Annotated in this window: 10 protein-coding genes and 1 CRISPR repeat array; of the genes, 5 read left to right on the top strand and 5 right to left on the bottom strand. The window is 66.3% G+C overall.

Features of this window, described 5'->3' with window-relative positions; all coding sequences use genetic code 11:
- Positions 1-2,042: direct repeats of the CRISPR family, unit length 29 nt; unit sequence CGGCTCACCCCCACCTGCGTGGGGACTTC.
- Positions 2,043-2,304: 262 nt separating this feature from the next.
- From A3IC_RS0140705 to A3IC_RS0140690, 3 genes are all read left to right on the top strand, one after another.
- A complete protein-coding gene (locus A3IC_RS0140705) occupies positions 2,305-2,535 on the top strand; it encodes a hypothetical protein (RefSeq protein ID WP_020555814.1) in 231 nt (76 codons plus the stop codon).
- A gap of 18 nt (positions 2,536-2,553) precedes the next feature.
- Positions 2,554-2,826 (top strand): hypothetical protein, encoded by a 273-nt coding sequence (locus A3IC_RS0140700; protein ID WP_158696307.1) that lies wholly within the window; start codon positions 2,554-2,556, stop codon positions 2,824-2,826.
- 924 nt (positions 2,827-3,750) lie between these two features.
- On the top strand, positions 3,751-4,257 hold the full coding sequence (locus A3IC_RS0140690; protein WP_020555811.1) for a hypothetical protein: 507 nt from the start codon (positions 3,751-3,753) through the stop codon (positions 4,255-4,257).
- Between the two features lie 649 nt (positions 4,258-4,906).
- Here the strand turns inward: A3IC_RS0140690 and A3IC_RS63340 are convergent.
- The 4 genes from A3IC_RS63340 to A3IC_RS69260 form a co-directional block, all read right to left on the bottom strand.
- Entirely contained in the window at positions 4,907-6,082 is a 1,176-nt protein-coding gene (locus A3IC_RS63340) for a restriction endonuclease (RefSeq protein WP_158696306.1), read from the bottom strand.
- 445 nt (positions 6,083-6,527) lie between these two features.
- The gene (locus A3IC_RS0140675) at positions 6,528-8,252 is read right to left on the bottom strand and encodes an ATP-binding protein (protein ID WP_106669158.1); all 1,725 of its coding nucleotides are present in this window, start codon (positions 8,250-8,252) and stop codon (positions 6,528-6,530) included.
- A gap of 158 nt (positions 8,253-8,410) precedes the next feature.
- Positions 8,411-8,944, bottom strand: a complete 534-nt coding sequence (locus A3IC_RS0140670; protein ID WP_106669157.1) for a hypothetical protein — start codon at positions 8,942-8,944, stop codon at positions 8,411-8,413.
- Positions 8,945-9,136: 192 nt separating this feature from the next.
- On the bottom strand, positions 9,137-9,352 hold the full coding sequence (locus tag A3IC_RS69260) for a hypothetical protein (RefSeq protein WP_158696305.1): 216 nt from the start codon (positions 9,350-9,352) through the stop codon (positions 9,137-9,139).
- A 368-nt stretch (positions 9,353-9,720) separates the two neighbouring features.
- On the opposite strand from A3IC_RS69260, the gene A3IC_RS71820 reads away from it, so the two are divergent.
- Together A3IC_RS71820 and A3IC_RS0140660 are read left to right on the top strand one after the other, a co-directional pair.
- On the top strand, positions 9,721-9,852 hold the full coding sequence (locus A3IC_RS71820; protein WP_245599802.1) for a cupin-like domain-containing protein: 132 nt from the start codon (positions 9,721-9,723) through the stop codon (positions 9,850-9,852).
- Between the two features lie 31 nt (positions 9,853-9,883).
- Positions 9,884-10,123, top strand: coding sequence for a hypothetical protein (locus tag A3IC_RS0140660; protein ID WP_020555805.1), 240 nt, complete (start codon positions 9,884-9,886; stop codon positions 10,121-10,123).
- Positions 10,124-10,186: 63 nt separating this feature from the next.
- On the opposite strand, the gene A3IC_RS73220 is transcribed toward A3IC_RS0140660, so the two are convergent.
- On the bottom strand, positions 10,187-10,531 hold the full coding sequence (locus A3IC_RS73220; protein WP_020555804.1) for a hypothetical protein: 345 nt from the start codon (positions 10,529-10,531) through the stop codon (positions 10,187-10,189).
- Between the last annotated feature and the right edge of the window lie 494 nt (positions 10,532-11,025).

Below are 11,025 nucleotides of genomic sequence, written 5' to 3'. Positions count from 1 at the left end.
CGGCTCACCCCCACCTGCGTGGGGACTTCTCGTGGAGCACGTCGAGGAGCGGAACTACTGCTGGCTCACCCCCACCTGCGTGGGGACTTCCTTGCGGACGTACAGCTCGTGGTACTCGGACGCGGCTCACCCCCACCTGCGTGGGGACTTCATCATCACCGATACGGGCGAGACCAGGATCAACGGCTCACCCCCACCTGCGTGGGGACTTCCTGTACGCGTCCGAGGGCATCGGGCAGGTCGACGGCTCACCCCCACCTGCGTGGGGACTTCATGGTGTGCTCGACGTGGCGTACGCGCTCAACCGGCTCACCCCCACCTGCGTGGGGACTTCGAGACGATCAACTCGGAGGTGAACGGGATGGGCGGCTCACCCCCACCTGCGTGGGGACTTCGGGTTGACGGCGAGGATCCCGGGAACACGCTGCGGCTCACCCCCACCTGCGTGGGGACTTCGCCATGCCCAGACCATGCACATCCGTTGACGACGGCTCACCCCCACCTGCGTGGGGACTTCCGCGCGGTCCGGACGGCGTTGCTGGTCCAGTCCGGCTCACCCCCACCTGCGTGGGGACTTCGGGGGATCTCTCGGTCAACCGCCGTAAAGGTCCGGCTCACCCCCACCTGCGTGGGGACTTCGAGGGGCCGCAGGTCGGCGAGCGTGGCGGTCACGGCTCACCCCCACCTGCGTGGGGACTTCGGACGGACATGGGCAGGAGGCACTCTGTCTCGTGGCTCACCCCCACCTGCGTGGGGACTTCTCCTCCAGGCCGTAGGGCCTGTCCGGCAGCCCCGGCTCACCCCCACCTGCGTGGGGACTTCGGATGCGGGCCCGGGGCTGGACCCCGGACCGACGGCTCACCCCCACCTGCGTGGGGACTTCCCGATCACCCCCGAAAGGGCGCCATCGTGCAGCGGCTCACCCCCACCTGCGTGGGGACTTCCGCTCCAGGGTCGCCTCGTCGAGCGGCACGCGCGGCTCACCCCCACCTGCGTGGGGACTTCGGTGCCGCAAACGGCTCAACGGTTGAACGAGCCGGCTCACCCCCACCTGCGTGGGGACTTCAGCGGGCCCGCCTCGAAAAGCTTGACACGGCCCGGCTCACCCCCACCTGCGTGGGGACTTCCGACGAAGCCCCGACCGGAATCCCGGTCGGGGCGGCTCACCCCCACCTGCGTGGGGACTTCCCGGACACCATCGCGCCCATCACCTTGGGCATCGGCTCACCCCCACCTGCGTGGGGACTTCGGGGTACAGCAGCCCGAAGAAGGGCATGTACATGGCTCACCCCCACCTGCGTGGGGACTTCTGTTCCACAAAGCCGCCGACGCGATCGAGAACCGGCTCACCCCCACCTGCGTGGGGACTTCACGCCGATGGGCGCTGCGGTGACGCTGACCTACGGCTCACCCCCACCTGCGTGGGGACTTCTGCTGATCGCCCTGTTCACCGCGCCCGCGATGCGGCTCACCCCCACCTGCGTGGGGACTTCGTATGCGGGTGTACGAGGAATACAAGTCGGTTCGGCTCACCCCCACCTGCGTGGGGACTTCTGGCAACGGGGGACGACACACGGGAGACCGGGCGGCTCACCCCCACCTGCGTGGGGACTTCTCCGTGATCCGGCGCCGGACCGTCGTGCGGGACGGCTCACCCCCACCTGCGTGGGGACTTCCAGCAGGCCGGCGCCCCGGGCGTCGCGTGTGGCGGCTCACCCCCACCTGCGTGGGGACTTCGCCGGTGCGCATCTCGCTCGCGAGGGTCGTCACGGCTCACCCCCACCTGCGTGGGGACTTCGCCTTTGGGGTCCAGGATCGCGACGGTATCGATGGCTCACCCCCACCTGCGTGGGGACTTCCTGCTGATCTTCCAGTCCGTGTACGGGCCGGCCGGCTCACCCCCACCTGCGTGGGGACTTCGCGTGTGCCATCAACGGGCGCAGAGACCACGACGGCTCACCCCCACCTGCGTGGGGACTTCGACGCGCCGAGGCCCGTCACATGCATGCGTGCAGGCTCACCCCCACCTGCGTGGGGACTTCCCTTGCTGACCTGCACATTCTCACAGGCTTTGCCATGTCGTGATCTAAGATGGGCCATTGAGGCAAGAAACGTTCCTGAATAGCACCTGATCACCAGGTTTCCGCACTCGTCACTCCCCTCCTGCACCACCCATCCCGATCCATACGCCCATTTAGTCACACAAACCCTTTCGAACTCTTCGCGCAACTACTCGCCACAGGCATCGACCTCTACGCCTACGCGACCTTCACCGCGCCGGACGACACGAACCTGGACCGCGACATGACGGACTTCGTCGACCGCCTCCAGGAGATCCACCCCACCCTCCCCCTGCGCACGGTACCCCTGCGCATCGAGGCATTCGGGGTCGTACGGCCCCGGCTGCGCCCCGAACACCGACATGCCCTCGAAATCCAGGATCGGGCCATACGAGCCTGGAACCACGAGATCGAACGACGATTCGACGCGCCCACGCGCGCCCTGGCCATGCCGGACGTGCCGCCGAAAGCGTGATCGGCCGTGGAATTCGACGTGTCCGACTCCAAGTTCACCGACCGCCTCGTCACCTGGCTACGTGGCCTCGACGACTCCACCCTGGGCGACCCCCAGGCCGTCGTACGCAACTCCCCCGGCTTCTACCCCACCACCATCCTCGCGTTCTGGCCCGAGGAGATGGCACGCCGCGGCCTGCGCCTCGCCCCCACCGCGCCGACCCCCTGCCCTTCTGCCATCCGGGGGACTTCGAATGGCGCTTCACCACCGACACCGCCCGCCGACTCGTCCGACGAGCCACACACCACCTGAACCACGACAGCACCGTGCTCCACCTGGGCACGCCGAAGACGTTCCTTTCGGCCGCGGACGCCACCTCGATCCACCATCACGTCCTGCTCGAGCGAAACGACTCCGTCGTCGACTCGTTGAACAGTCGCGTCCACGACGGGCACACCGTCGTCCGTCTCGACAGCGCCACCGACCCGCTTCCCGCCCTGGAATGCGCAGCAGCCATCGTCGACCCTTCCTGGTACCCGGCCGACACCACACACTTCCTGATCGCCGCGGCCACCATGTGCCTACCCGGCGCCCGGACCCTGCTGTGCCAACCCACCGCCACCACCCGACCCGGAGTCCCCGAGGAACGCGCCCTGCTCACCCGGACACTGCCGGGCCTCGGCTTCCGACTCGTCGCCGTCGAACCCTCCGCCGTGCGCTACCGCATGCCCCACTTCGAGGCCGTCTCCCTCGCCCGCACGGCCCCGGCGGTGGCCGTACCCGTCGACTGGCGCACCGGCGACCTCCTCGTCCTCGAACGCCGCGACACCGCCCCACCGCCCCACCGCCCCACCGCCGCGACCGATCCTCACCACCACCGACCCCGCCTTCGACGAAATCGCCTTCGGACCGGTCCGCATCAAACTGCGCGCCGCCGGCGGACCCGACCTCGGCGAACTGGTCCGCGGCGACGTCCTGCACAACGTCAGCCGCCGCGACCCGCGCCGCGAACGCATAGGTCTGTGGACGAGCGGAAACCGCGTGTTCGCCCTCTCCTTCCCCCGAACGCATCGCCTGCCTGATCCGCGACTGCCACGCCGACTACCTCAACGCGCGGTTCGGCCGTACGTCGACCCTGGCCCACGCCCGCAGAGCCCACGTACCCGACGTCGTGGCCATGCGCCTCTTCGACGTCCTGCTGACCGAACTCCTCGAACACCTCAAGGACGAGAACACGTGATCGAAACCCGCATCCTCACCGAGATCCTCCAGGCCACCGAGAAATGGGACGACTGGGGCTCGTTGGGCCTCATAGACGACGACGAACCCTGCGGCGTCCACGTCGCCGTCATGGTCGAGCCGTTCCTCGGCTACATCCTCAAGGGCCGCAAGACCATCGAATCCCGATTCAGCAAACCACTGATCGCCCCCCACCAACGGATCGCCGAAGGAGACGTCGTACTGCTCAAAGCAGGCCCTGTACGCGCCTCCTTCCGCGCGTCCAGCGTGGAGTTCCTCGAACTCGACGACACCGAACGCGCCCGCCTGGCCCGCGACAGCAGCGACGCCATCTGCGCCGACGAAGCCTTCTGGCAGGCCCGCGAGAACAAGCAGTACGCCACCCTGATCGGCATCTCCGAAGTACGCCATCTGACACCGATCAGGATCTCCAAGAACGACCGCCGACGCTGGCTCGTCTTACGCGAGGCCGCACACGACAGCCGACAACTGAGCCTGCTGTGAGACGCATACTCTGCCTATCCGGCCCCATGGCCAGCGGAAAGTCCACCGTCGGCAGGCAACTCCAGGCCGGCGGACCCGACATCGCCTACCGCTCCTTCGGCGACGTGGTCCGCCGCCACACCCCCGACCACGGCAGACCCGCCACCCGCGACGAACTCCAGAACACGGGCATGCGACTCGTCGCTGGCGGGTGGCCCGCGTTCGTCGACGCCCTCCTGGAAGACCTCGACCCGTCGACCACCCACACCCTCGTGGTCGACGGGATACGACACCGCGCCGCCGTCCACGCGATGCGAACCCGCTTCCCCGAGGCACGCGTGCACACCGCGTTCCTACGCGTCGACCCGGGCACCGCTCACACCAGGATCCTCTCGCGCGGAGAAGCCCTCACCGCACGCGAACACCCCGTCGAGAAGAAACTCGACCACGCAGCACCGGAGGCTCCCCCGGTACCACGCAACGACCAGGCCTACGCCACCGACCCGGCAAGGAGCGTGTGCTCTCGACATACCAGGCGAGACCAGCGGCTCACCTCCGCTCACGACGGGACTTCACCCGACCGGCATCCGTGCGGACCCCGCGGAGGACCACGAAGAACATCGACGCTCCGGGGCACCGGCACATCCACTGCGTCGCCAGCGGCAACGTCCTATCGGATCAGCTCCAGCTGGGTGAGCCACCGCAGCACCAATCGCGCCTGGGTGGAAGTCATCCCTTCTGGTCTGCGCTCCTCGACGCGACGTTGCCGAGCGGCCTTGGACGGGATGCCCTCGACCAGCGCCCGGATCTCCTCGGCACCGGCAATCCTGCCCATGAATGCTTCCTGCAGCAGCCGCACATCACACCCGTCGAGGAAGCGGCGCCCCACAAGGGTGAGCGAGACGTGATCGCTCTCGATCTCCGCGAGCCCGAGCGCCACCAGGACCCGCATCCGCCGACGCGCCTCGTCCACGCGGGTGATCTTCGCGAACCGCCCCTGGAAGGCCGCGATGTAGTCACGCAGACTGGGCTGGGACTCCGCCAGCTGGACCATGGTGAACAACGTGTCGCAATAGTCCCCGTTGCGGCCCTCGGGAAGCTGCGCGAGATTGAACTCCCCCTGCACCGCCGACGGCCGACCGTCGGCCACCGCCACCGGTGCTGACGAGACGTCCGTACTTCCGGCCAGCAGCTTCTCGTCCACCGCGAACAACACGGTCGTGGTCGTACTCACGCCCAGGCCGTGTTCGACCATCAGATCGACCAGCTTGGTCCCATCGATGAGTTCGACCGGAATCGCACCCTCACGCCGAGCGTCCTCGATGGCGTCGGTGGTGAATCCACCCGTCGTGACGAGCACCCCCAGGCCGGCAACGGACATGGCACCCCGCAACTGCTGGACCTCCGGACGTCCGACCTTCTTTTTGCGCCACCGCTTCACCTGGACCGCTGTCTTGACGCGCACCACTCCCCCGGTATGAACCGCCTCCACATCGATACCGCCATCCCGGGAAGGCGATGTGACCTGCACGTCCTCGTACCCGATGGAGACCAGCAATTTCGCCACGATCTGCTCGAAGATGAAGGGGTCACAAGCGTGCAACTGTTCGAGAAGGTCCAGCTTCACCTCGCTGTTCCACTTCTCGATCGCCGTCTCCACCTCGTTCCCCGGTGGACGCAGACTCACCGAACGGCCGACCAGACCGAACCGCACCCGCAGCCCACGCGCCGCCCGGCGACGCTGATCGTCCTTCAGAGCCTTGACGAGCTGAAACTCCGGCCCCAGCACACTCTTGTCGGCCGTCGACCCCATCCCCAACGCGGCAACCAACTCGGCCACCGACATCGGCCCTCGATGCGCCTCCAGGACGCCCACCACAAGATCCGGAATCCGTGCGCTCGTCTGTACGGGACTCGCCATGCCTGCGTGTTCTTCCCTTGCCGCTCGTCACCGTCGATGTCCCGAACACAACCGAGACGTCGGACATCACCTGACCTTGCAACGTATCGGCCGTCACCGACACGTCCCTTGCGTGCGCAACCGTCGACTCCCCGCGTTGACAACGGGGTTCGCCCTTCACATGCACAGCTCCGCACATGAACATCTTGGTTGGGCATGGTGGAACGCCGACGCCCTCGACGGCCGTCCGTCCTCACCCCTCGCGCCTCGCCGGAAACCCGGTCGTCGCGCAGGCTGTTCCAAAGTCGCAGAACCGCCCCCGCCCGCCGGTTCCCTCGATCGATCCGCCATCGCGGACCCGATTCTCCGCCGTGAGTCCGCGCGGTGACGACTAGAAAATGTCCTTGATCTTAGACATGTAGAGTTCGGTAAACATGCCCCACAGCGTACGCAGTGGTTTGAATTCCTCGGTGGGGGTGGGGTGTTGCGCCTCGGCCTTGGCGTATGCCACCAGCAGCAACAGAATCGCCTCGACGGCGCGCCTGGCCGTCGCCGCATTCTGGGGATTGCCCGCCGAGCCGGCCTCAAGGGCCATCGTCTTCAGCGGTTCGTACATCTCTCGATAGAAACGATGCCGTGAGTTCAAGCGGACGATCGTCTGGTCGGCTGTGTGGGTCAGCAGAATCAACTGATCGCCCGCAACGTTCACCGTCTCGACGAGGAATGGGAGACCCTTCACCTGCTTGATGTAGGCCTCCTGCTCCTCCTTGCTCTCCTTGCCGATGTCGTGCGCCAGATCAGCGAGCACCATCAGTTCTTCAGCCGGTGTGAGCACCTCCTGCACGCGGCTCTTGGGCATCGTGCGTTCCGCGTCATTGATGGCCTTGACCAACGTCTCGTGCTCGCCGGTCCGCTGTTTCAACGTTCGATCCTTCTCCCCCCAGATGCGCTCGACTTCCTCGCGAGCCGAAGGAATCCAGTCATGGGCGATTTTCCTCAGGGTCTTGCGCATCTGGTCAGTCGGTTCCGCACCTCGCTTGACGTTGCGCACACCCATCGAGCGATCCAACTCGGGCGTGAAGTAGACCTCGAAGCCGATGTAACGATCGAGATCGAGAACCCCATCGGGGAACAGTCTGGGAACATTGGTGTAGCTGATCTCTCGATCGAGACGCATGAAGCTGATGGCACCTTGGTTCTCCGGGACTCGAAGCTTCTTGGCCAACTCGTCACCACCCCTTCCCCGCGGGCGGACGACCTGACGGGGAGCCACCGTGATGACCACACGAATCTCGTGGTCCGTTCCGGGGACGGAGAAAACCTTATCGACGAACTTCATCCCCTCGAAATGCGTCTCTGCGGAGTCCGGTCCACCGGCGACCCGGGTCGCTTCCTCGACGAGGACATGGTCCGCCCAGGTGCCCGAACGCTGAAAGGTGGGGTCGTGCGGCAACAGCGTGGTGCCATCGATCGTGATTCGGATGCCACCACAAAGGAAATCGCGAAACACCCGCGAGATCTCCTTGGAGAGCTCGGTGCGGACATGGTCAGGGGTGCAGCGGCCCTGTGCATCGGACACGTTGTCGATCTGAGACCACAAAACCAGCGTGCCGGAACCCTCGGGAAAGTACGGCAGGAGGCGATCCGGAAGTACCTCGCTGTCGGGGGGCTTGATGGTCGGGTCCTCGCCGTTCTCCTCAGCTTTGGTAACTGCATGGAGGTCGAAGATCACGTGCCGGACGGCATCCGAGCCCTTGTGCCGAGTCCACGCCTCGATGCGAGTACCGACACTGAGTCCGGCCAGTTTGGCACCGACCCCAAACTTGCCGATGGTCTTGGTGGACATGAAGCGCGTCGAAAAGCCGAACTGCATGTAGTGCTGCAGCGTCTCGTCATCCATGCCGTCGCCGTCGTCGACGACAACGACCTCGTCGACGACCTTCTTTCGGCCGCGATACGACTCCGCGATGACGATATGGATGTTGTTTGCCCGCGCCTCAATGCTGTTGTCGACGATCTCGCTGACTGCGGTGGGAAAGCTGAAGCCGGATTCGCGCAGGCTCGTAAGAGCCTGTCCGGAAAGCATCACCGGAATCGGTTTCTGGTCCATGGACATCGTTGTTCGTTCTCCCGTGGAGGATGATGCGAGGTATCGGCAGGGCAGAGGCCGGGGCGACGGCCGAAGGTGTCGCGGTGGCTCCCGATCGAGTCCGCGCGGCGCGTCGGACCCGATCGAGGCGGCGCGACGTAACCGCCGACCCCGGCTCCGTCCGGTCAGGGGGTGGTGTCGAGAAGATGTTTCGTGTGGGCCCGAAGCGCCTTCCTGGTGCGCTCGACGGTGGCCACGGACACGCAGGCCTCATGGGCCGTCTGCGCCAGTGTCCGGTCGCTCAACAAGCCGCGAAGACAAGCCGGTCCGTGCTCCCCGAGCCCCGCCGCGAACACGGCGAGCTCGTCGAGGGTCTCGGCAACGAGAGCATGCGACTCGGGCGTCTCGTGGGTGATGAGTTCCACCACTTCGGCGCCGTCGTTGCCGACTTGGCGCACGCGCTTGCGGGCGTGGTCGCTCAGGGGGTGTTTCGCTGCGGCCTTCCGGGCGCTTGCCCGGGAACGCGAGATCGTACGTCGGGCGTCACTCAGCACGTTGCGCATGAGGACGTCGGGCGATTCGGCCGCCCGCTTCTCACCGAGCGTCAGACACAACGCCGTGTCGATCGTGTCGAGCCGATCCAGATCGGCGCTTCCACGCCCAACCAGTTCATACAAATCAGTGAGCGTCGCAACGCGCACGTCGTCGAGCTTCAGCAAGGGATGCTGCCTCTCTGGGTACCTGACGGCTGTACGTCGGGCCCCACTGTGTTCGAACCTGCCGTACCTTTGGACGGTGTCGCCATACGGTCGACGCCGACATCGGCAAGTCCACTGGAGTGTAAGGGACTTGATGGATGAGTCCGTCGCGTTCCCTACTCCTATAAGGGGACAGGAGAGCGCACCTTTCCCTCATGCAACATCCACACGGATCCGCATTCCACCGCTGCCGACGACCGAGGCCAGGAACCGAAGTCGGCAGAGGTCGGGCGCCGACAGATCGATCGGATCGGGCAGCTTCTTGCGATCGCCGACCGGTTCGGCATCAACCTCGCCAAACGGATCGGCGTTCGCCGCGACACTCCTGCGGCTACGACGACACCGCCAGGCTGCAAGGGCCTTGGTCACCCCAACCCGCGTGGGGAGTTCGCCGGCGATCGACTTCGGGACAGGCTGGTACGGCGGCTCACCCTCACCCGCATGGGCACTTCGGCCGAGACCTCGGCCGTGTCACCGGGCGGGGCGGCTCACCCCCACCTGCCAGCGACTCCTGTACGAACGTTTCAATGACGCCCGGCTCACCCCCACCCACGTGGGGACTTCCCGGGCAACGGCATCGTGTACGCGCTGGAGAACGACTCACCCCCACTCGCGAGTGGCGGCTGGCCCCCAACCGTCACATCCGCAACCAGGTGAATCAGTGCTTCCCCGCTCCGTACGAGAAGCCCGACAGCATCGGCACGCGGCTGGCCGATCAGCGACCGTTCCCCACCTCCATGCCCAAAGACGCCCACATCGTGGACATCGCGGCTGGCGGCCTGGTCTTCGTGCCACGCGGCTGGTGGCACGAGACCGAGTCCCGCGGCGAATGCCTCCAGGTCAACTTCGTGGTCAAACGCTTCATGTGACTGACAAATACTGACCCGCGCCATCCGCAACATGCTCCTGGAGCGTCCCGAGTGGCGTACCTACGCCGTCGACATCTTCGCGACGGACAGCAGGCAGGACGCAGCGCTCGACACCCTCGCCGAGCTTCTTCCGGAGCTGTGGAACGAGTTGAACAAGACGTTCGTTGGAGACCCGCGCCGAGCAGCAGGGCACGTCATCGAGATGTCCGGCCTCAAGCCCGCCGGCCACCGGCCCCGGACCGACACCGCAGCGGCAGCAAACACTGGTTGATCCCCCGGAAGCCCCCGATCAACGGGCCCATGAGTCGGCGGCAATCGCACGCCGATCCGTTCCTCACGTGCCGCTCCGGAGCCCATGGCCGGAGGGAAGACGCCGATCGGCGCGCCGATACGGGCCGGCGAACCCGACATCGTCTGCCGACCGGATGTCCGGCTTCGCCGCGCTGAGCTTGGCGCCGGGTAGGACGACGAGCCGTTCGCCGACCCCGAGCGTCACACCTTCCGGCAACCGCGAACCGTAAACTGCGGTCAGATCCCGGCTGATCACGGCGATGTCGCCATTGCCGAGCTGCCGGATTTCCGGACACTCCTCCCGGCTCTGGGAGTTCCACTTCCCCAGGCGCTTGACGAACAGGGCCGACGGGGTCGGCTTCCCGGGTAGTGGCCACGGATGTGCCACTCCCAGGTTCCCAGGGCCACGGAAACATCGTGGCCACGATACCGCGCCGACATGGCCACAGTACGTACGCGTGCCGGATCCGAACCCTCCCCGCCGAGGATTCCGATTGGCCTCACGCCGGGACCCACCGCCGGATCGCGCCACCACGATCCACCTGCCGCGCGCCACACTCAACGACGACCGCGACTGTGCTCGTCGTCACCCGCGTGGGGACTTTGGCGCACAGGGCGACGCGTTCCAGGGGCCCGCCGGTTTGAGTGCGGGCTTCGTCACGTTCGCCCAAGCGCGCGAACGTGGCGTGGTGGACACGTTGGGATCGGCGAAGATCCGTGTGTCGGATCGGAGACGGCGCCCTGCCAAGATGTGCTGGAGTGGCGGAGGTGACAACTCGGCCCGTGGTGCTCGTCGCGGTCGCCTACGGTGGAGCAGGTGCAGGATCGGTTCGAGACAAACGTGCACGATCCAGCTGAATGTGTGATGCGGAACGTGGCGGC

The sequence above is a fragment of the Embleya scabrispora DSM 41855 genome, from assembly GCF_000372745.1.
Classification (GTDB): Bacteria; Actinomycetota; Actinomycetes; order Streptomycetales; family Streptomycetaceae; genus Embleya; species Embleya scabrispora.
This window is presented reverse-complemented; position numbering and strand designations above follow the sequence as displayed.

Excerpts from the sequence above, each read along its gene's own strand:
- A3IC_RS0140660 (WP_020555805.1), top strand. The coding sequence starts at position 9,884 with ATGCTCCTGGAGCGTCCCGAGTGGCGTACCTACGCCGTCGACATCTTC.
- A3IC_RS0140705 (WP_020555814.1), top strand. The coding sequence starts at position 2,305 with ATGACGGACTTCGTCGACCGCCTCCAGGAGATCCACCCCACCCTCCCC.
- A3IC_RS71820 (WP_245599802.1), top strand. The coding sequence starts at position 9,721 with ATGCCCAAAGACGCCCACATCGTGGACATCGCGGCTGGCGGCCTGGTC.
- A3IC_RS0140675 (WP_106669158.1), bottom strand. The coding sequence starts at position 8,252 with ATGTCCATGGACCAGAAACCGATTCCGGTGATGCTTTCCGGACAGGCT.
- A3IC_RS63340 (WP_158696306.1), bottom strand. The coding sequence starts at position 6,082 with ATGTCGGTGGCCGAGTTGGTTGCCGCGTTGGGGATGGGGTCGACGGCC.